This window comes from Streptococcus pseudopneumoniae ATCC BAA-960 = CCUG 49455, assembly GCF_002087075.1.
Lineage (GTDB): Bacteria > Bacillota > Bacilli > Lactobacillales > Streptococcaceae > Streptococcus > Streptococcus pseudopneumoniae.
On record NZ_MWSM01000025.1, the window covers coordinates 1 to 19,773 of the forward strand.

Below are 19,773 nucleotides of genomic sequence, written 5' to 3' on the forward strand. Positions count from 1 at the left end.
AAGGAAAATTAGCTATCGAAAAAGAAGTTGCAATTACAGCAATCAATGCTGAAAAAACAGCGAAAGAAAAAGAAATCGATAATAATTCTAACTTATCCGACGATGAAAAAGCAGTGGCTAAGAAACAAGCTAAAGCGGCAGCGGACAAAGCTATCCAAGCCATTGACGCAGCAAGCGACCAAGCAGGCGTGGACAAAGCGCAAGCAGACGGAATTGCCGCAGTAGCAGCAGTTAATCCAGTGGCTAAGGACAAGGCTAAGGCAGCAGCATTACCTAATACTGGTAGTCGATCAGATAGCACTACAGCTGCTCTAGGACTTCTATCAATCTTTGGAGCAGTCGGTTTACTCTTTTCTAAAAAGAAAAAAGATGATGAAGAAGCTTAAGTAGATGATTCTATTTGATTCTCAATAGCCTTCACATGCAAAAATCTTTATCAATTAAAAAGAACTAGGGTAACCTACACATTAGCTGGATATACTCACCCTATAGCGGATAGTGAAGAAGCCTCTTTGCCAACTGTAGTAGATGGAAGTTAGCTAAGATTCAGAAAGGACAAATTTTGTCCTTTCTTTTTTGTCGTCCTTCTGTAAGCGCGTCATAACAAGGTATCTATCATTCATGGAAGACCTCCTGTATACTATTAGTAAAGTAAAACTATTGGAGGATATTTAAATGCCACAACCTATTGTTCCTGTAGAGATTCCACAATCTCGTCGTTTTGATTCTAAAAAGAGAAATGATATTCTGCTTAAAGTTCGTAATTATCGCCAAGAAGAAGATTGGGCTAAGATGGGTTTACCAATCACACGTAAGGAAATCTCTAATTGACATATCAAGGCGAGTCAATATTATTTAGAGTCCCTTTATAAGCTTTTACGAGAAAAGTTGTTAGAACAAGCTCTTCTTCATGCGGATGAAACCTCTTATCGGGTCTTAGAAAGTGATAGCCATCTGACCTACTATTGGACTTTTTTGTCAGGAAAATCAGAGAAACAAGGGATTAGGCTTTACCACCATGATCAGCGTCGAAGTGGTTCAGTAGTACAAGAATTCCTAGGAGATTATTCTGGCTATGTGCATTGTGATATGTTGCGGCAGTAACTTAGGACCTTAGTCCTCTAGTTCTGCCTATGCAATAGCAGTCCAAGGTTTAGGAGCAAGGCAACGCTAAGCTTGGTAAACTGCGAACCGCTAGAAGCTTATCGTCAACTGGAAGAAGCTGAACTTGTTGGATGTTGGGCGCATGTGAGAAGGAAGTTTTTTGAATCCACCCCCAAGCAAGCAGACTCTCGTAAACAAAGAGGTTTTAGAGGCTTGTTTACCATGAACTAAAGTTGTACAAGAAAAGTGCAAATAAGAAATCTCCAGATTAGGAACTATCCGTGAGTTCACTAATCTGGAGATTTTTCAATATACTTCGTTATTGGACGGTTACGGACATTTGTTTGATAGTGGTGATAAAGTTTTAAATCTGCTACATAATTTGTGGAGTTTTTTCTATAATTAGGAGTTTAACCTAATCTGCAAATAGGAGTATACTAATAATGTAATCGTTATCAAAAGTCTAAAAAAGAATTTTTAGATGGATATCAAAATAAAAAGGGAGGAAATTATGAATAAGTTTTCAAAAACCTTGAGAGACAACTGGATCTTTCTCTTGATGGTTTTGCCAGGGGCACTCTGGTTGATTCTATTCTTCTACATTCCAGTATTTGGGAACGTGGTTGCCTTCAAAGACTACCACATGACCAGTAATGGATTTATAGATAGTATCATAAATAGTAAATGGGTCGGACTCGATAATTTCAGATTCTTATTTAGTTCAAGAGACGCCTTTATTATCACACGAAATACGGTTCTCTACAATCTTGGCTTTATCTTTCTAGGTTTAGTTGTATCTGTAGGGATTGCCATTATCCTCAGTGAACTCCGTTCCAAGAGAATGGTGAAGATTTTCCAAACTTCTATGTTGTTCCCTTACTTCTTGTCTTGGGTTATCATCAGTTTCTTTACAGATGCCTTCCTAAACATTGATAAAGGGGTGTTCAATCATCTATTGGAAAGTCTTGGTCTCAAAGAAGTCAATTTCTACGCTGATTTGGGAATCTGGCCTTATCTCCTACTTTTCCTAGGTATTTGGAAAGGTTTTGGATATAGCAGTGTCATGTACTATGCGACAATCATGGGAATTGATCCAACCTACTACGAAGCAGCGACAGTGGACGGAGCCAGCAAATGGCAACGCATTCGCAATGTCACCATTCCGCAGTTGACACCGCTGGTAACCGTATTGACCATCCTTGCAGTCGGAAATATCTTCCGTGCAGACTTCGGTCTTTTCTACCAAATTCCCCACAATGCTGGTCAACTTTATAACGTAACCAACGTCTTGGACGTATATGTATATAATGGCTTGACTCAGACAGCAGATATCGGGATGGCTTCAGCAGCAGGTCTCTACCAATCAGTAGTCGGCTTGATTCTGGTGGTTCTATCAAACTTACTGGCAAGACGAGTTGATCCAAACTCAGCTTTGTTCTAGAAAGGAGGAGAATATGGCAGAAAAGAAAATTAAAAAAGAAAAAATTGATAATGTCGGCATTCACTCCTTCAGTAAGAAAGCAGATATCTTCTTCAGTATCATTTCGGGTTTGATTGCCCTCTCTTGTATCCTACCCTTCGTATTCGTTATCATTATTTCAGTGACGGACGAGAAAAGCCTCCTCCAATACGGCTACAGCTTCTTCCCATCCCAATTTGGATTAGACGGTTTTGAGTTCTTGGCACAGTTTAAGGATAAAATCTTACAAGCCCTCTTCATTTCTGTCTTTGTAACCGTAGTTGGGACATTTACAAATGTCTTTATCACAACAACCTATGCCTACGCTATCTCACGGACAATATTTAAGTATCGCAGATTTTTTACCATCTTCGTCCTTCTCAGTATGTTGTTCAACGCTGGTTTGGTACCAGGTTATATCATGGTGACCCGTGTCCTTCAGCTTGGGGATACTGTTTGGGCCTTGATTGTTCCAATGCTTCTCTCACCATTTAACATCATCTTGATGCGTTCCTTCTTCAAGAAGACCATTCCAGAAGCCATTCTCGAATCGGCTCGTATCGATGGTGCCAGTGAGGCTCGGATTTTCTTCCAAATCTGTTTGCCATTGTCACTACCAGGTATCGCAACCATCACGCTTTTGACAGCACTTGGTTTCTGGAATGACTGGTTCAACGCCCTTCTTTACATCAAGAGTGACAACTTGTATCCATTGCAATATTTGCTTATGCAAATCCAACAAAATATGGACTACATTGCCAAAGCGGTCGGCTTGACTGGTCAACTGGGAGTTGCTCTACCGAAAGAAACAGGTCGTATGGCCATGGTTGTGGTTGCAACCCTTCCAATCGCGATTTTGTATCCATTCTTCCAACGCTACTTTGTAAAAGGTTTGACTATCGGTGGTGTGAAAGAATAGTGTTTATTGAGAAAGAACATTTCTCATTTCCAAACTTCCCTTGCGTGAAGTTAACATCATTACATTGTTTATAAGTTTAAAAATAAAAAAAGGAGTTTTTATCATGAAAAACTGGAAAAAATATGCTTTTGCATCTGCTAGTGTAGTCGCTTTGGCTGCAGGTCTTGCTGCTTGTGGAAACTTGACAGGTAACAGCAAAAAAGCTGCTGATTCAGGTGACAAACCTGTTATCAAAATGTACCAAATCGGTGACAAACCAGACAACTTGGATGAATTGTTAGCAAATGCCAACAAAATCATCGAAGAAAAAGTTGGTGCCAAATTGGATATCCAATACCTTGGCTGGGGTGACTATGGTAAGAAAATGTCAGTTATCACATCATCTGGTGAAAACTATGATATCGCCTTTGCAGATAACTACATTGTAAATGCTCAAAAAGGTGCTTACGCTGACTTGACAGAATTGTACAAAAAAGAAGGTAAAGACCTTTACAAAGCACTTGACCCAGCCTACATCAAGGGTAATACTGTAAACGGTAAAATTTACGCTGTTCCAGTTGCAGCCAACGTTGCATCATCTCAAAACTTTGCCTTCAACGGAACTCTCCTTGCCAAATATGGTATCGATATTTCAGGTGTTACTTCTTACGAAACTCTTGAGCCAGTCTTGAAACAAATTAAAGAAAAAGCTCCAGATGTAGTGCCATTTGCTATTGGTAAAATTTTCATCCCATCTGATAACTTTGACTACCCAGTAGCAAACGGGCTTCCATTCGTTATTGACCTTGAAGGCGATACTACTAAAGTTGTAAACCGTTACGAAGTGCCTCGTTTCAAAGAACACTTGAAGACTCTTCACAAATTCTATGAAGCTGGCTACATTCCAAAAGATGTCGCAACAAGCGATACTTCATTTGACATTCAACAAGATACTTGGTTCGTTCGTGAAGAAACAGTAGGACCAGCTGACTACGGTAACAGCTTGCTTTCACGTGTTGCCAACAAAGATATCCAAATCAAACCAATCACTAACTTCATCAAGAAAAACCAAACAACCCAAGTTGCTAACTTTGTCATCTCAAACAACTCTAAGAACAAAGAAAAATCAATGGAAATCTTGAACCTCTTGAATACGAACCCAGAACTTTTGAACGGTCTTGTTTACGGTCCAGAAGGCAAGAACTGGGAAAAAATTGAAGGTAAAGAAAACCGTGTTCGCGTTCTTGATGCTTATAATGGAAACACTCACATGGGTGGATGGAACACTGGTAACAACTGGATCCTTTATATCAACGAAAACGTTACAGACCAACAAATCGAAAATTCTAAGAAAGAATTGGCAGAAGCTAAAGAATCTCCAGCGCTTGGATTTATCTTCAATACTGACAATGTGAAATCTGAAATCTCAGCTATCGCTAACACAATGCAACAATTTGATACAGCTATCAACACTGGTACTGTAGACCCAGATAAAGCGATTCCAGAATTGATGGAAAAATTGAAATCTGAAGGTGCCTACGAAAAAGTATTGAACGAAATGCAAAAACAATACGATGAATTCTTGAAAAACAAAAAATAATCAGCTAAATTGATTTCGTGTATTCATTCCTAACTCCTAAAATAAGAATCACTGCTTTCCTCAGGTTTATCTGGGGGAGGCAGTGGTTTTTTTGAATGAAAAATAAACCAACTAATATAATTCAGGTATAGTTGGTCTTTTTGTATAAAATTGCTATTTTATGAGGAGTGTTGTCTCTATAATAAATCATTCTTATCCCAAGTATAGAACTTCATCACAGAGACATTCGATATCTTGCTCTATATGAGAAGCTAGAATAATAAGTTTCCCCTTTTCTTTTAGGTGGAGTAATTTTTCTCGAATTTTTTGAACAGATTGCTTATCAAGTCCGTTCATTGGTTCATCTAAGAGTAATATATCTGGATTTTCCATAAAAGCCTGTGCTAGAGCTAATTTTTGTTTCATTCCTAAAGAGTAGTGTTTTACTTTTTTAGAAGAACTAGGATTGAGTCCTACATCTATCATACTCTGAATGATTTCTTTCTCTCCTATTTTATTTTTGATTAGAGCTAGTTGATGTAAGTTATCAAAACCAGAATAACCTTCCAGAAATCCTGGAGTCTCAATAATAACACCTACACTTGGTAAGAAGGGAAAATCTATTCCAAGTATGTTTCCATCTAATTCGATTTTTCCTTCAGTTATACCTTCTAATCCCGCTAAACACTTGAGTAAAACTGTTTTTCCTGAACCGTTATATCCAACAATTCCGTATATATTTCCACTGGAAAATTCAAAGGAAAGGTCTTCAAAAATTACATTGTGTTTATAGTTTTTACGAATAGATTTTAAATGTAAGTCTGTCATATCTATTGTCTCCTTATTTTTTTCATAACAACTAGGATTATGGTGAGCAAAAGGTATAAAAGTAGGATACGAGTAATTATTTCTGGTAGGGATAGTAAGCCAGAATGGGCTTCGTATTTAATATAATGGAAGTCTAGCCAAGTTAAAGGAGATAAAAATTTAATCCAGAAACGTGAAGCTTCTGTAATAAATAATTCTACAATAACTAATCCACAGGCTAAGGTATTTCCTAAATTAGAATAATAACTATTGAAAACGAAAATCACTCCCCCAATCAATATGAACATAAGGAATAACAATAAGAATATTTGAAAAAAAGCGCCATAGGGAGAATAATATTGCAGTATAATGGAGCGTAGATGCGTCATGCTATCAACACCTTCCGGAAATGAAATACGTCCTTGAGCTAGGGAGGGTAGGAGACGTCCCCAATGATTTGAAAGGTGTAGTGTAGGGAGAAAAGTGATTAAAATGCTGATGATTTGGTAAATCGAAGCGATTAAGCTCGCGATAAGCAGATAAATAAACTGGGAGAGCATCCACTTTTTCTGTCCGATTTTTAAGATTAACCAAAACTGGAAAGTATCTTTTAAAGGAAGATTGCTAAATAGTAGTATGACAGATAAAATAGAAATTGCAGTGAACCATTGACTCGTGAAGAGAACAGTTACAATGCTGACAGGATAAGTTTCTTTGAAGTGATTAGCTAAATTAGAAAAAGGTAGCATTAAAATCAAAGTATAGAGGTGAAAGAAAATTAAGATAGGCAACAATCGTTTAAAGGTGAATTGTTGTTTTAAGAGAATAGTTACTACACGTATAATCTCCATAAGATTACTCCTTATCATAAAAATGCCAATGTTTTTTAAGAGCTAGTCGAATGATCTCTATTGACAAAAGTGCCCATAGAGTTAAGAAAATATAAGGATAAAGCAACGAAAAAATATTTCGAAAGTTTTCGTCACCTACTTGAAAATATGCTAGCCCTTCTCGTAAATAATCATCTGTCGTTAAGACGATATGTGGTAGAGTAAAAAAAGGGAGAACTCTCTCTAAACCAAATGTTGTGAGGACAAACCAGGCTGTACTTGGAAGAAGATAGACCATTAACACATTAGGGTAAAAAACGGAAAGAACTCCACCTAATAGAGTAAAGAATGCAAAATAGAGTCCAATTAGACTAATGAGAAGGAAGTAGAAAAGGAATATAAATCCTTGATTTAACAACCACTGATTGCTAAAAGTAGATGAGTAGTGAGAATTAGTGAGGGGAAAATAAAAGGAGAGGAGAATTAAAAAACAGAATCCTAAGGTCAGTCCTACAAAATAAGAACGGAAAATTAACCGTTTGACGAAGGAAGAAGCGTATTGTCGCAGAGACATACGACTAAGTAAAAAAGGAAGTCTATTTTGATGGTAGTCTTGTGAAAAGTCTGTTACTACAGTGGAAGCTGCTGTTAAGATATATAATGACATTGCTAGATTTCTAGAGAAGGAGAGCATGAAATAATCAGGGACTGCAAGTGAATTTCTTCCGTCTAATTTTATTGTTAGATCTGTATAGGACATCATCAATGCAACTACTAAGGAAAAGAGTAGTCCAATCCAAATCCTCCAATCTTTTAGCGTATATTTAAAGGGGAGAAGTAGTTTCATCTAACTTACCTCTTTCCAGTTTGTGGGATCGATAACTGCTTTATCTATACGATCTTTTTCTTTGATTGTAAAGATTAGGAAGGGACGATAGAGATTTCCTCCATAGAGTTCTTTTTCTTGAGTGGGAATAGGTATATACTCAATTGTAAATGACTCAATATAAATTGGACTGTCCAAAATCAAATTTTCGTATTTTTCTTTTAAAACATCTAATCCTTTTTGGACAGAAAGAGTCGCCATTTTATCTATTTTTTGAGTCGGTAAGATAACACCAGATAAATCAATTCCTTGAATCCCTGCTTGGGTGATGATAAAGTTTAGGTCAGGACCATGAATAAAACTAATCTCTCCGGATGAACCTAGCTGAGTTTCGCCATCAATAACTCTTTTACTAGAAAGTTTTGGAAAAACAGTAACATAGCACATATCAGTCAGATTGTTTTTGTCTATCTTTGTTCCTTTTAATTCTTTGGCATTTCTTTCGTAGGTTGGGAGATACTCAAGGAGTGTTTCTTTTGAGATAGCGTAGATGAGATAATCATAATCGTCAAATCCTAATTGGAGGGTATTTAGAAATTGCTTAACTTTGTTAACACCATCTTCTTTTGAAAATGGAAGTTCTTCTTTAAAGTCGGTTAGATTTAGATTATTTTCAATAGCGTCTAATCGTAGGTTGTGGAAAACACTTGATAGATCTGATATTTGATCAGATGTTAAATGAATCCATGATCCAGTTTTATTGACGGTAATATCTGCTCTGGTCTTTCCTTTTTGGAGTCTGGTTAAAGGATTCTTATCGGCAATAATCTCACTAATTTCACTATCATTTCCCATAAAATTTTGAATAGCTGTTACTAATGTGTTTTTGTCTCCTTTTTTTGAGTCCCAAAAAGGCAATTCTTCTTTATAGGAGGTATCTATCTGGTCTGATAGATAGATTTGCTCTGTTATCTCTTTATAACCTTCTTTTATGGGGAGGTTTTCCTTATTTATCTCCGTTATTTGTTTTTTGTTATATTGACAAGCTGTTAAAAAGATAAAGGGAAGAATAAGTAGAAATAATAGGTATTTTTTCATAGTAAAAAACTCCTTTTAAAAAAGGAGCAGAGGCATGACACTTTTAAGATGCGGCCTCCACTCTTAGAAGGGGGCTTTAGGCTAGCGAACGCTCAAATGATTAACTAGCGAATAACCCAATGTTTGCTACTTTTTGTTTTGAGACGAATTAAGGGTCAAAACGTCCTGTAATATTCGAGTCGAGCCAACCATATTTAGAGGCGTTGAGATAATAATAACGTCCAATTGTCCCATAACCGTCATTATAGTGAAGATTATAGCGACCATTTGAATCAGCTATTTTCATCTCAGTTGCAGGTTCATCCTCAGCAGCAGTCCAAGCGCGAATTCTGACCTTTTTTCCCCAACCAAGACCACCTGTGATATTAGCAACAGCAGGGGAGCCGTCTGTTTTTTCAGTTTTTCGGCTACTAACGGAATAGTCTTCGCGTGTAACATGAAGATTGAAATACACCATCTTAGCAGAAACAGTCTGACTAGCTAAGGGGAGTAAGCAAGCGACTCCCAGTCCTAATGCGATGCATTTTTTCAAATTTGTCATCACAATACCTCCTTTGTATTTTAGTGAAACCGATTTCATTTATATTGTACTACTTTTTTTTTATAATGTCAACCGCAAAATAAAGTATTTGTGATTGTGTGTAATTCGAATGTGATAATGTCTTTATAAAATAAGTTATTAGATTTACATATCTCATAACATATGGTTAAATTATTATATTGAATTTAGAATAGTACAGCATCTCTTCTAAAATATTGTTATAAATTGATTTGGATTCCAAAATTAAATTGCTCGATTCTTATTTCATTTTATTATATTTGACCCAGATAAAGCGATTCCAGAATTGATGGAAAAATTGAAATCTGAAGGTGCCTACGAAACAGTATTGAACGAAATGCAAAAACAATACGATGAATTCTTGAAAAACAAAAAATAATCAGCTAAATTGATTTCGTGTATTCATTCCTAACCTAACTCCTAAAATAAGAATCACTGCTTTCCTCAGGTTTATCTGGGGGAGGCAGTGGTTTTTTGGGCACAAGGATATAGATATTCCTGTTTTTTCTTATCCTTATTTTAATACTCAATGAAAATCAAAGAGTAAACTAGGAAGCTAGCCGCAGGCTGCTCAAAACACAGTTTTGAGGTTGTGGATAGAACTGACAGAGTCAGTATCATATACCTACGGCAAGGTGAAGCTGACGTAGTTTGAAGAGATTTTCGAAGAGTATAACCATTCAGGAAATTTCGATAACCCTCTACAATTTCCAGTCAAATAAATTGCATTCGTTTTCTCAAGCAGGTATACTGGTATGGATAAATAAAAAATTTAGAAAATTTAAGAATAGAAAAGAGAACAAATCTTATGGCAAAAGATATTCGTGTCTTACTTTACTACCTTTACACTCCAATTGAAAATGCAGAGCAATTTGCTGCAGACCACTTGGCTTTCTGTAAATCAATCGGCCTTAAAGGCCGTATCCTAGTCGCTGACGAGGGAATTAACGGAACAGTTTCAGGTGACTATGAAACAACTCAAAAATACATGGACTACGTTCACAGCCTCCCAGGCATGGAGGACCTCTGGTTCAAGATTGACGAAGAAAGTGAACAAGCCTTCAAGAAGATGTTTGTTCGCTACAAGAAAGAGATTGTCCACCTTGGTTTGGAAGACAACGACTTTGACAATGACATCAACCCACTTGAAACAACAGGTGCTTACTTGTCTCCAAAAGAGTTCAAAGAAGCCCTTCTTGATAAAGATACAGTTGTCCTTGACACACGTAACGATTATGAGTACGACCTAGGACACTTCCGTGGGGCTATCCGTCCAGACATCCGCAACTTCCGTGAGTTGCCACAATGGGTCCGTGATAACAAGGAAAAATTCATGGACAAGCGCGTCGTGGTTTACTGTACAGGTGGCGTTCGCTGTGAGAAATTCTCAGGCTGGATGGTCCGTGAAGGCTACAAAGATGTCGGCCAATTGCACGGAGGAATTGCAACTTACGGTAAAGACCCAGAAGTTCAAGGTGAGCTTTGGGATGGGAAAATGTACGTCTTTGACGAGCGTATCGCCGTTGATGTCAACCATGTCAACCCAACCATCGTAGGGAAAGACTGGTTTGATGGAACACCATGTGAACGTTATGTCAACTGTGGAAATCCCTTCTGTAACCGTCGTATCTTGACATCAGAAGAAAATGAAGACAAGTACCTTCGTGGATGCTCACACGAGTGCCGTGTTCACCCACGTAACCGCTATGTTTCAAAAAATGAATTGACACAAGCTGAAGTGATCGAGCGCCTAGCCGCTATCGGTGAAAGCTTGGATCAGGCAGCTACTGTATAAGATCAAACAGTCCTCAGGGGCTGTTTTTCTATGCTTTTTACTCAAAAATCTAATACTCAATGAAAATCAAAGAGCAAACTAGGAAGCTAGCCGCAGGCTGCTCAAAGCACTGNNTCAGTTACATATATCTACGGCAAGGCGAAGCTGACGCGGTTTGAAGAGATTTTCGAAGAGTATAAAGTTTGTTTTTGTATCTTTCAGAAAAATAAGGTATACTGTATGTAAACGATTTCAAAGGAGTCCAGTTATGGAGAAAACAATTTTTATTCCAAATAAACAGAGCATTTTAGGAGAACAGGAAATTTTGACTGCCAAGTCCATCTTGGCCTTGGTAGATGGTTTGGAGTCACATAGCTATGATGCTGTCTATCTCCGTCAGCCTCTTAACCGTCTCGAGTATATCGAGTGTGCGATAGTGGGGCAATCACAATTTCTTTTTAAAGTCAGTTATGCTGATGGTCAAAAGGCTTACCGTGTCGATCTTCCTGACCTACTCACGAAGACAGACTGGGAGATCATCAAGTCATTTTTAGATGCTTTGCTTGCTTATACAGGGACTGATATTGAAGGGCTAGATGGTTTTGATTTTGAAGCTTATTTCCAAGCAAGTATTCAAGCCCATCTGACAGATAATGCAGTTCGTTTTACGATTTGCCAAGGAATTTTTAATCCTATTTTCTTTAGTCATGAGGACTTGAAAAGCTTTTTAGAGGAAGATGGTTTGGCTCAGTTTGAAGCGCGTGTGCGTGCGGTTCAAGAGACCGATGCTTACTTTGCAAGAGTTTCCTTCTATCAGGATGGAGAAGGCCAAGTGCACGGTGTTTACCATCTGGCTCAAGGAGTCAAGACTGTTTTACCGGAAGAACCATTTGTGCCTGCAGCTTATATTGAGCAATTGGTGGATAAGGAAGTGCAGTGGGAGATTGACTTGGTTCAAATCACAGGAGATGGCTCTAAACCAGAAAACTATGAAGCCATTGCTCGCTTGGACTATGCCAAATTCCTAGAGTCACTACCATCAGCATTTTACCACCAACTAGACGCCAATCAATTAGAAGTGCAACCCATCTTAGACAAAGATTTTAAAACATTAGCACAAGAAAAGTGAAGCAGAAGCAGGTCAATCGACTTGCTTTTTTGACATAGAAAAAATCCTGCCATGGAAGACAGGGTTGCTACTCAATGAAAATCAAAGAGCAAACTAGGAAGCTAGCCGCAGGCTGCTCAAAACACTGTTTTGAGGTTGTAGATAAGACTGACAAAGTCAGGAACATATATCTACGGTAAGGCGAAGCTGACGTGGTTTGAAGAGATTTTCGAAGAGTATGAAGTTTAAAGAAAGGCTAAGATACGAAGATAATCTCCAATCAGTGCCACTTCAGCTACAAAGAAGAGGAGGATAATGACTCCGTTCACAAGGACAGACAAGAATAATTGATAGAAGGAGTCGCTTTCACTTGCTTGACTAGGTCTCGTAATGATATGGAGGCTAGCAAGCAGAATGATTCCAATGCTAATCACACACAAAAGGGCTGAAAATCGTAGGCTATCAAAGAAGGCAAAGAAACTAGCAATGGCAGTTAGGAAGATTGGAATTGCCAAGAGTTGACTATATTGTTGGAGAATCTTTTCCAGCGTCCAGTTCTTGTCTTGGTAGATAAATCGTCTCACAACGAAACTACCCAAGAGGAATGAAAAGAAGAAGAGTGTTGTTGCTACTAGGATAGAGATGATAGAAAAGAGAGTTAAAGGTGCTAGTTGCTCAGGGAAGTGGCTGTTTATGGTTGCTATATGTCCATAGTAAGCATGTTTGATGTGGTAGATACTAAAGAAAAAGGAAGATGAAGAAAATAGAATGAGCAAGAGAAAGGCTGTGTAGCTGTGTGTGCTACTTGTTTCAAGCTTGCTTGTAGGAGATTTGATTGCTTCCACTAGCCAAGACCAAAAATCAAGCACTTGCTCTTTCCATTTATCCCTAGATTTTGGAGCTTGGTCGGGGATATAAGGACTTTCTAAAGATTTACTGAGAAGAAGAGGCTCTTTCGTGGTTGCTTTTTGCTGAGGAAGAGCTTCTTGGCTCTCTTCAGCTATAGTGACTTTTTCTGTTTCTTTAGAAAGGTCTGGCTCTTCTTCACTAGAATTAGATGCCTTCTTTTCTTTTATTTCTGTTCTCGCTTCACCGTCTTCAGGAGTTTCAATTGTCTCTTCTTGCTGGCTTTCCAATTCGACTGCAGTTTGAGAGACTTCCTCCTCTAACTGAGTATTTTTTTCAATTGGTGTATCGAGATCGGCTATCCTTTCTTCAGCCTTGTCTGCAAGCTCTTGAGCTTGCTCTTCAGGCTTGTTCTTGCTTGTTGTTTTTACAAAATCATTACTTTCAAACCATTCTTGTTTCATGGTAGAACCTCCTTTTAGTTAGATAAATATGTTTCCATAGTAGCAGATGTAAGCGTTTTTGTCAACGTCTGATTGGTGTGGATATTAGTTCAATATCATCATCAGATCTCGCAATGAGTTGATCCTTGACATCGGTTTTTTCAGTTTTGTAAGGGTTGCTTAATTCCGTGCCTCTTGATTCAGGCTCTTCCCTTGTGAATTGGAAGATAGAACCGTAGTTACTTGAGATGTCCCAGTTAATTCGTTGGTTTTCTTTCTGGTCTAGGATGATTCTGAGATAATCTTTGGCAGTCAGTTCAACCTTACCATGAACTTGGATATTTTCAGCGTGGAAGTGATTCTCTGTTGACTCTAGCTGACTATCTGTAATATCTGTATCAAAGATATTAACGATATTGGGCGTTGTGAGTTTACTGTTTTTGATACGACTTCCTTCAATTCGGAGGATATAGCTGTTTGTATTGAGGGTCGCATTTTCAAGGCTAGCATTTATGATGGTGGTTTGTCCACGATTGCTTGAGATGTTGATCCCTTTTAGAGTTCTCCCTTTTGGCAGTCTGATGATGACATCATTAAAACGATTAGATGAACTACTTACAATATGGAGAATCCCATCAATTCCAGAAGAGATAAATGGACTTTCAGACAGTTTCTTATCAGTGAGACTCAGAGTTCTATCGTTCTGATTGGTGATAAGATCATGGTGAGCAGAAAGTGATGGATGGTAAGAAATGTGGATTTGATCATCGAAAGAGTCTGTGATGGTCAGTGCGTGTTGATGGAGAGTAATCTCTAGATTTTCGACTTCCTTGCCAAAGGTTAGCTCTTCCGTACGGCTATCATAGACAGGTTCTTTGGACATGGAAAGTAGGCTCTTGATTCCGTCAGATTGGATGCCTACAAAGAGCAGGATAAAGCCGATAACGGTAGTCACCACACCAAAAATGAGAAATCCTTTTGTCAATTTACGCATGCTGGTCACCTCTCTTTCCTTTTTTAAGAACAAATTGCACCAGGCGAACAATGAGTAGACCGAAGAAGCGGGCTACATAGGAAATACCTAGTAAGACTAGTGAAGAAGCACCGATAGCCAGTAAACCAGAACCGAAAATCAAGATAAAGGCTGATTTGGCTTGGGCTAAGACAGTGAAACTTTCAACTAAAAATAGGAATCCGCCGATGATACCCAGTATGGAAACTGCAAAGAAAGCCAGAATAACAGTCAAAGCGGCTACAAGGATTGCGAACAGGGACACGAGGATGGCGATTCCCAGAGGAATACCGATGGGTGCTGCAAGGAGGGCTAACAAGGCGATATGTAAAATTTGTCGGTTATTTTTTTGAGCAGGTGCCTCATTGATTTTTTTATCGAGAAGATTAGAGAGAACTTCGTGGGCTGCTTCTTTGGGAGTTCCCAAGCTAGCGATGAGTTCTTCTTCTCCTTCGACTCCAGCATCGTCAAAGAGTTCCCTGAAATAGTCCATGGCTTCAATTTGGTCAGCCTGAGGCAGTTTTTTGAGATAGAGTTCTAGCTGAGTCAGGTATTCAGTTCTTGTCATGGCGGATACTCCCTTCTATGATGCCATTGATGGTGTCTGTATAGAGTGCCCATTCATCTTTTAGGGTCAAGAGCTGCTCTATACCACCGTTTGTCAAGGAGTAGTATTTGCGCATGCGACCTTGGAACTCTCTAGAATAGGTTGTCAGAAAGCTATTGCCTTCCAATTTTTTGAGAATGGGATAGAGTGTGGATTCTTTGATATTAGCGATCAGCTTAATGGTTTGGCTAATCTCATAACCATAAGAATCACCCTGCTCCAGTACGGCCAAGATGAGAAATTCAATCAAGGCAGAGGATGTTGGAAAGTACATGGGAAACCTCCTTTTCTAATGTGTAAGATTTTTATATATAATTTTTCTACACATACATTGTACATCTAAAAGAAAGCCCTGTCAAGAGAAATGTGTAAAATTTTTATATATAAAAAACTTCTAGCTAAAACTAGAAGTTTAAAGGATCTTATCCGCTCTGTCCACTGTAAAGAGGGCCACAGTCATCAGGATATCGATGAGCAAGAGGGCAGCTACAGATGGTACCCAAGAGTGGAACAGGTCAAAACTGTAACCAAAGAGGGTTGGCCCAAAGGCTGCTAGGATATAGCCTCCTGTTTGAGATAGGCCGGACAATTGGGCTGTCTTTTCAGGGGCGCTTGTCTTGAGTGAAAAGTTGACCATGAGATAAGGGAAGAGGGCACTGGTTGCGGTTCCGATGAGGAGATGGATGGCAAGCCAGTAAATGAAATTATTGATTGGGAAAAAGAGCATGGAAATGCCGACCACACCAGCTAGTGAAACCAGAGTGAGCATGAGCTGACGGTTGCGAGTAGATAAACTGGTTGTCAGGCTTGGGATGGTCATTGAAAAAGGAATGCTAATCAGAGAGAAGATAGAAGTCAGCAAGCCAGCTTCGTGACTGGATAGACCTGCATGGATAGACATGGTAGGTAACCAGGTCATGACGGTGTAAAAGATCAAGGATTGAAAACCTGAAAAGATAATAATTGCCCAAACCTGTTTATTACGCATGACCTTTATTTGACTTTTTTGTTTGGTTTGTGGAGCTAGTCTATGATTATAGCGGTGATTTGGGAGCCAGACCAAAAAAGTTGCTAGACAGAGTAACGTGAGGAGGAGGATAAGTCCTTTCCAAGAACTGGCTTGTGTAATGGGCACAGCTAGATAGGAAGCCAGAGCCGTTGCAATCCCCATAGAGGTTACATATAAGGTGGTCAGAAAACCAATTTTCTTTGGTTGATTGGCTTGGATAAGACTAGGAAGCAGGACATTGATGACTGCGACACTTGCCCCAACCATCAAGGTTCCTAGATAGAGCAGGGGCAGATTGATTAGTCGAATAAGTGAGCCGATGGTCAAGAAGAAGAGGCTGTAGGTGAAGAGATGCTCCAAGCCGATTTTCTGAGCCAGTCGGGTAGAAAATGGTGAAAAGAGGGTAAACATAAGGAGAGGCAGGCTGGTCAAGACACCAAGCGAACTAACTTCTACCTCTAGACCTTGCGAAATATTTCCCAAAATAATGGGTAAAACAGTAAAAGGAGTTCGCAAGGAAACACCAATCAGGATAATACCTGGAACAAAAAAGAGTGATTGCTTTTTCATATAATACCTCTTATAGCTGATTTTAATAACAGCTTATTTTAAGGCTTTTTCACTATAATGTCAAGTAAGGTTTCTGGCTTTCAAGATAAAAATGGGAAAGTCTTGAAAATTATGATAGAATGGTGGAAGGAAAAATTCAGGAGAGTAGTAGTGACTCAAAATGTTAAAAGTCTTCTCGTATCCATTGTAATCAGTGCATACAATGAAGAAAAATATCTGCCTGGTCTAATTGAAGACTTAAAAAATCAAACCTATCCTAAAGAGAATATTGAAATTCTATTTATAAATGCTATGTCCACAGATGGGACCACAGCTATCATTCAGCAATTGATAAAGGAAGATACAGAGTTTAACTCAATTAGATTGTATAACAATCCTAAGAAAAATCAAGCTAGTGGTTTTAACCTGGGAGTTAAACATTCTGTAGGGGACCTTATTTTAAAAATTGATGCTCATTCAAAAGTTACTGAGACTTTTGTAATGAACAATGTGGCTATTATTCAACAAGGTGAATTTGTCTGTGGGGGGCCTAGACCGACGATTGTCGAAGGAAAAGGAAAATGGGCAGAGACCTTGCATCTTGTTGAGGAAAATATGTTTGGCAGTAGCATTGCCAATTATCGAAATAGTGCCGAGGATAGATATGTTTCTTCTATTTTTCATGGGATGTATAAACGAGAGGTTTTCCAGAAGGTTGGTTTAGTAAATGAGCAACTTGGCCGAACTGAAGATAATGATATTCATTATAGAATTCGAGAACATGGTTATAAAATCCGCTATAGCCCAAGTATTCTATCTTATCAGTATATTCGACCAACATTCAAGAAAATGCTGCATCAAAAGTATTCAAATGGTTTGTGGATTGGCTTGACAAGTCATGTTCAGTTTAAGTGTTTATCATTATTTCACTATGTTCCTTGTTTATTTGTTTTGAGTCTTGTGTTTAGTCTAGCATTGTTACCGATCACATTCGTATTCATAACTTTACTATTAGGCGCCTATTTTTTACTTTTATCACTACTCACTTTGCTGACTTTATTAAAACATAAAAATGGATTTCTAATTGTGATGCCCTTTCTTTTATTTTCCATTCACTTTGCTTATGGCCTTGGAACGATTGTAGGTTTAATTAGAGGATTTAAATGGAAGAAAGAGTACAAGGGAACAGTAATTTATTTGGAAAAATAAGCCAAATAAATTAAAATGTGCTACAATAACAATATAGTAAAACTCTTTTAAGGAGGAGTAGATTGACATGAATAAAAAACTAACAGATTATGTGATTGATCTGGTGGAAATTTTAAATAAACAACAAAAGCAGGTTTTCTGGGGAATATTTGATATTTTCAGTATGGTGGTTTCGATCATTGTATCTTATATTTTATTTTATGGGCTGATTAATCCAGCACCTGTTGACTACATTATCTATACGAGTTTGGCCTTTCTGTTCTATCAATTGATGATTGGTTTTTGGGGGTTGAATGCTAGTATTAGTCGTTACAGCAAGATTACGGATTTCATGAAAATCTTTTTTGGTGTGACTGCCAGCAGTGTTTTGTCTTATGGAATCTGCTATGCCTTCTTGCCACTCTTCTCCATCCGTTTCATCATTCTCTTTATCTTGTTGAGTACCTTCTTGATTTTATTGCCACGGATTACTTGGCAGTTAATCTACTCTAGACGCAAAAAAGGAAGTGGCGATGGAGAACACCGTCGAACCTTCTTGATTGGTGCTGGTGATGGCGGAGCCCTCTTTATGAACAGTTACCAACACCCAACCAGTGATTTGGAACTTGTTGGTATTTTGGATAAGGATGCTAAGAAAAAGGGTCAAAAACTTGGTGGTATCCCTGTTTTAGGCTCTTATGACAATCTGCCTGAATTAGCCAAACGCCATCAAATCGAGCGAGTTATCGTTGCAATTCCGTCGCTTGACCCGTCAGAATATGAGTGTATCTTGCAGATGTGTAATAAGCTGGATGTCAAATGTTACAAGATGCCTAATGTTGAAACTGTTGTTCAAGGACTTCACCCAGCAGGTACTGGATTCCAAAAAATTGATATCATAGACCTTTTGGGCCGTCAGGAAATTCGTCTTGACGAATCGCGTCTGGGTGCAGAACTGACAGGTAAGACCATCTTAGTCACAGGAGCTGGAGGTTCAATCGGTTCTGAAATCTGTCGTCAAGTTAGTCGCTTCAATCCTGAACGCATTGTCTTGCTCGGTCATGGGGAAAACTCAATCTACCTTGTTTATCATGAATTGATTCGTAAGTTCCAAGGGATTGATTATGTACCTGTGATTGCGGACATTCAAGACTACGACCGTCTCTTGCAAGTCTTTGAGCAGTACAAACCTGCTATTGTTTATCATGCGGCAGCCCACAAGCATGTTCCTATGATGGAGCGCAATCCAAAAGAAGCCTTCAAAAACAATATCCGCGGAACTTACAATGTTGCTAAGGCTGTTGATGAAGCCAAAGTACCTAAGATGGTTATGATTTCGACAGATAAGGCGGTCAATCCACCCAATGTTATGGGAGCAACTAAGCGCGTGGCGGAGTTGATTGTCACTGGCTTTAACCAACGTAGCCAATCGACTTACTGTGCGGTTCGTTTTGGGAATGTTCTTGGTAGCCGAGGTAGTGTCATTCCAGTCTTTGAACGTCAGATTGCTGAAGGTGGGCCTGTAACGGTGACAGACTTCCGTATGACCCGTTACTTTATGACTATTCCAGAAGCTAGCCGTCTGGTTATCCATGCTGGTGCTTATGCCAAGGATGGGGAAGTCTTTATCCTTGATATGGGCAAACCAGTCAAGATTTATGACTTGGCCAAGAAAATGGTCCTTCTAAGTGGACACACCGAAAGCGAAATTCCAATCGTTGAAGTTGGAATCCGTCCAGGTGAAAAACTCTACGAAGAACTCTTGGTATCAACAGAACTTGTTGATAACCAAGTTATGGATAAGATTTTCGTTGGTAAGGTTAATGTCATGCCTCTAGAAGCCATCGATCAAAAGATTGAAGAGTTCCGCACTCTTAGTGGAGATGAGTTGAAGCAGGCTATTATCGCCTTTGCCAATCAAACAACCCACGTTGAATAAAAAAGAAAAACGCATATTATCAGGTCTTGAGCCTTGGTAATATGCGTTTTGTTATGTAGAGGCTTATACTCTTCGAAAATCTCTTCAAACCACGTCAACGTCGCCTTGCCGTAGATATATGTTACTGACTTCGTCAGT

Annotated in this window: 19 protein-coding genes and 2 pseudogenes; 11 read left to right on the forward strand and 10 right to left on the reverse strand. The window is 38.7% G+C overall.

The genetic code is table 11. From position 1 onward, the window contains the following. The 6 genes and pseudogenes from B4W83_RS13390 to B4W83_RS06460 form a co-directional block, all read left to right on the forward strand. Nucleotides 1-386 (forward strand): LPXTG cell wall anchor domain-containing protein (locus B4W83_RS13390; RefSeq protein WP_083022239.1); only part of this gene is annotated, 386 nt, incomplete at its 5' end. 289 nt (nucleotides 387-675) lie between these two features. Next, nucleotides 676-831 carry a hypothetical protein gene (locus B4W83_RS13805; protein WP_345694212.1) on the forward strand — a complete coding sequence of 52 codons (156 nt, stop codon included), beginning with the start codon at nucleotides 676-678 and terminating at the stop codon, nucleotides 829-831. Between the two features lie 3 nt (nucleotides 832-834). Beyond that, nucleotides 835-1,320, forward strand: a pseudogene (locus B4W83_RS13395) (IS66 family transposase); the annotation flags it as partial. A gap of 295 nt (nucleotides 1,321-1,615) precedes the next feature. Then, on the forward strand, nucleotides 1,616-2,545 hold the full coding sequence (locus B4W83_RS06450) for an ABC transporter permease (protein ID WP_007284784.1): 930 nt from the start codon (nucleotides 1,616-1,618) through the stop codon (nucleotides 2,543-2,545). A gap of 13 nt (nucleotides 2,546-2,558) precedes the next feature. Continuing rightward, nucleotides 2,559-3,482, forward strand: coding sequence for a carbohydrate ABC transporter permease (locus tag B4W83_RS06455; RefSeq protein WP_000818347.1), 924 nt, complete (start codon nucleotides 2,559-2,561; stop codon nucleotides 3,480-3,482). A 103-nt stretch (nucleotides 3,483-3,585) separates the two neighbouring features. Then, nucleotides 3,586-5,061, forward strand: coding sequence for an ABC transporter substrate-binding protein (locus tag B4W83_RS06460; RefSeq protein WP_083022243.1), 1,476 nt, complete (start codon nucleotides 3,586-3,588; stop codon nucleotides 5,059-5,061). 192 nt (nucleotides 5,062-5,253) lie between these two features. Here the strand turns inward: B4W83_RS06460 and B4W83_RS06465 are convergent, their stop codons facing one another. The 5 genes from B4W83_RS06465 to B4W83_RS06485 all read right to left on the reverse strand — a co-directional run bounded on the left by B4W83_RS06465 (nucleotide 5,254) and on the right by B4W83_RS06485 (nucleotide 9,142). Next, complete coding sequence (locus B4W83_RS06465; protein ID WP_000130638.1) at nucleotides 5,254-5,868, reverse strand: ATP-binding cassette domain-containing protein; 615 nt, start codon at nucleotides 5,866-5,868, stop codon at nucleotides 5,254-5,256. Between the two features lie 2 nt (nucleotides 5,869-5,870). Next, nucleotides 5,871-6,698, reverse strand: a complete 828-nt coding sequence (locus B4W83_RS06470; RefSeq protein WP_000402862.1) for a hypothetical protein — start codon at nucleotides 6,696-6,698, stop codon at nucleotides 5,871-5,873. A gap of 4 nt (nucleotides 6,699-6,702) precedes the next feature. Further along, on the reverse strand, nucleotides 6,703-7,524 hold the full coding sequence (locus B4W83_RS06475) for a hypothetical protein (RefSeq protein ID WP_000771482.1): 822 nt from the start codon (nucleotides 7,522-7,524) through the stop codon (nucleotides 6,703-6,705). Next, nucleotides 7,525-8,601: a hypothetical protein gene (locus tag B4W83_RS06480; protein ID WP_000760376.1), complete on the reverse strand. Its 1,077-nt coding sequence runs from the start codon at nucleotides 8,599-8,601 to the stop codon at nucleotides 7,525-7,527. Between the two features lie 148 nt (nucleotides 8,602-8,749). Beyond that, complete coding sequence (locus tag B4W83_RS06485; protein ID WP_000183090.1) at nucleotides 8,750-9,142, reverse strand: hypothetical protein; 393 nt, start codon at nucleotides 9,140-9,142, stop codon at nucleotides 8,750-8,752. A gap of 280 nt (nucleotides 9,143-9,422) precedes the next feature. On the opposite strand from B4W83_RS06485, the pseudogene B4W83_RS13140 reads away from it, so the two are divergent. From B4W83_RS13140 to B4W83_RS06515, 3 genes and pseudogenes are all read left to right on the forward strand, one after another. Then, nucleotides 9,423-9,539: pseudogene (locus tag B4W83_RS13140) on the forward strand (DUF3502 domain-containing protein); the annotation flags it as partial. A 429-nt stretch (nucleotides 9,540-9,968) separates the two neighbouring features. Continuing rightward, a complete protein-coding gene (trhO, locus tag B4W83_RS06505) occupies nucleotides 9,969-10,955 on the forward strand; it encodes an oxygen-dependent tRNA uridine(34) hydroxylase TrhO (RefSeq protein WP_001030029.1) in 987 nt (328 codons plus the stop codon). Between the two features lie 247 nt (nucleotides 10,956-11,202). Continuing rightward, on the forward strand, nucleotides 11,203-12,063 hold the full coding sequence (locus B4W83_RS06515) for a DUF4299 family protein (RefSeq protein ID WP_000415901.1): 861 nt from the start codon (nucleotides 11,203-11,205) through the stop codon (nucleotides 12,061-12,063). Nucleotides 12,064-12,287: 224 nt separating this feature from the next. Here the strand turns inward: B4W83_RS06515 and B4W83_RS06525 are convergent, their stop codons facing one another. From B4W83_RS06525 to B4W83_RS06545, 5 genes are all read right to left on the reverse strand, one after another. Beyond that, the gene (locus B4W83_RS06525) at nucleotides 12,288-13,352 is read right to left on the reverse strand and encodes a DUF6574 domain-containing protein (RefSeq protein ID WP_000808431.1); all 1,065 of its coding nucleotides are present in this window, start codon (nucleotides 13,350-13,352) and stop codon (nucleotides 12,288-12,290) included. Nucleotides 13,353-13,413: 61 nt separating this feature from the next. Beyond that, entirely contained in the window at nucleotides 13,414-14,325 is a 912-nt protein-coding gene (locus B4W83_RS06530; protein WP_001229063.1) for a DUF4097 domain-containing protein, read from the reverse strand. After that, nucleotides 14,318-14,911 (reverse strand): DUF1700 domain-containing protein, encoded by a 594-nt coding sequence (locus tag B4W83_RS06535; protein WP_000198700.1) that lies wholly within the window; start codon nucleotides 14,909-14,911, stop codon nucleotides 14,318-14,320. The genes B4W83_RS06530 and B4W83_RS06535 overlap by 8 nt, the downstream gene beginning before the upstream one ends. Further along, on the reverse strand, nucleotides 14,898-15,224 hold the full coding sequence (locus B4W83_RS06540; protein WP_000273863.1) for a PadR family transcriptional regulator: 327 nt from the start codon (nucleotides 15,222-15,224) through the stop codon (nucleotides 14,898-14,900). Before B4W83_RS06540 ends, B4W83_RS06535 begins: the two co-directional genes overlap by 14 nt. A 138-nt stretch (nucleotides 15,225-15,362) precedes the next feature. Beyond that, a complete protein-coding gene (locus tag B4W83_RS06545; protein ID WP_000744904.1) occupies nucleotides 15,363-16,529 on the reverse strand; it encodes a CynX/NimT family MFS transporter in 1,167 nt (388 codons plus the stop codon). Between the two features lie 57 nt (nucleotides 16,530-16,586). Between B4W83_RS06545 and B4W83_RS06550 the strand changes: the two genes are divergently transcribed. Beyond that, a complete protein-coding gene (locus B4W83_RS06550) occupies nucleotides 16,587-17,717 on the forward strand; it encodes a glycosyltransferase family 2 protein (protein WP_000096212.1) in 1,131 nt (376 codons plus the stop codon). A 67-nt stretch (nucleotides 17,718-17,784) separates the two neighbouring features. Continuing rightward, nucleotides 17,785-19,635 carry a polysaccharide biosynthesis protein gene (locus B4W83_RS06555; protein WP_001035691.1) on the forward strand — a complete coding sequence of 617 codons (1,851 nt, stop codon included), beginning with the start codon at nucleotides 17,785-17,787 and terminating at the stop codon, nucleotides 19,633-19,635. Nucleotides 19,636-19,773: the final 138 nt, after the last annotated feature.

What these genes read in the sequence shown, in the direction of transcription:
- B4W83_RS06530 (WP_001229063.1), bottom strand. Translation starts at nt 14,325, where the DNA reads ATGCGTAAATTGACAAAAGGATTTCTCATTTTTGGTGTGGTGACTACC.
- B4W83_RS06540 (WP_000273863.1), bottom strand. Translation starts at nt 15,224, where the DNA reads ATGTACTTTCCAACATCCTCTGCCTTGATTGAATTTCTCATCTTGGCC.
- B4W83_RS06550 (WP_000096212.1), top strand. Translation starts at nt 16,587, where the DNA reads ATGTCAAGTAAGGTTTCTGGCTTTCAAGATAAAAATGGGAAAGTCTTG.
- B4W83_RS06460 (WP_083022243.1), top strand. Translation starts at nt 3,586, where the DNA reads ATGAAAAACTGGAAAAAATATGCTTTTGCATCTGCTAGTGTAGTCGCT.
- B4W83_RS06545 (WP_000744904.1), bottom strand. Translation starts at nt 16,529, where the DNA reads ATGAAAAAGCAATCACTCTTTTTTGTTCCAGGTATTATCCTGATTGGT.
- B4W83_RS06535 (WP_000198700.1), bottom strand. Translation starts at nt 14,911, where the DNA reads ATGACAAGAACTGAATACCTGACTCAGCTAGAACTCTATCTCAAAAAA.
- B4W83_RS06555 (WP_001035691.1), top strand. Translation starts at nt 17,785, where the DNA reads ATGAATAAAAAACTAACAGATTATGTGATTGATCTGGTGGAAATTTTA.
- B4W83_RS06450 (WP_007284784.1), top strand. Translation starts at nt 1,616, where the DNA reads ATGAATAAGTTTTCAAAAACCTTGAGAGACAACTGGATCTTTCTCTTG.
- B4W83_RS06525 (WP_000808431.1), bottom strand. Translation starts at nt 13,352, where the DNA reads ATGAAACAAGAATGGTTTGAAAGTAATGATTTTGTAAAAACAACAAGC.
- B4W83_RS06455 (WP_000818347.1), top strand. Translation starts at nt 2,559, where the DNA reads ATGGCAGAAAAGAAAATTAAAAAAGAAAAAATTGATAATGTCGGCATT.
- B4W83_RS06470 (WP_000402862.1), bottom strand. Translation starts at nt 6,698, where the DNA reads ATGGAGATTATACGTGTAGTAACTATTCTCTTAAAACAACAATTCACC.
- B4W83_RS06485 (WP_000183090.1), bottom strand. Translation starts at nt 9,142, where the DNA reads ATGACAAATTTGAAAAAATGCATCGCATTAGGACTGGGAGTCGCTTGC.
- B4W83_RS06480 (WP_000760376.1), bottom strand. Translation starts at nt 8,601, where the DNA reads ATGAAAAAATACCTATTATTTCTACTTATTCTTCCCTTTATCTTTTTA.
- B4W83_RS06465 (WP_000130638.1), bottom strand. Translation starts at nt 5,868, where the DNA reads ATGACAGACTTACATTTAAAATCTATTCGTAAAAACTATAAACACAAT.
- trhO (WP_001030029.1), top strand. Translation starts at nt 9,969, where the DNA reads ATGGCAAAAGATATTCGTGTCTTACTTTACTACCTTTACACTCCAATT.
- B4W83_RS06475 (WP_000771482.1), bottom strand. Translation starts at nt 7,524, where the DNA reads ATGAAACTACTTCTCCCCTTTAAATATACGCTAAAAGATTGGAGGATT.
- B4W83_RS13805 (WP_345694212.1), top strand. Translation starts at nt 676, where the DNA reads ATGCCACAACCTATTGTTCCTGTAGAGATTCCACAATCTCGTCGTTTT.
- B4W83_RS06515 (WP_000415901.1), top strand. Translation starts at nt 11,203, where the DNA reads ATGGAGAAAACAATTTTTATTCCAAATAAACAGAGCATTTTAGGAGAA.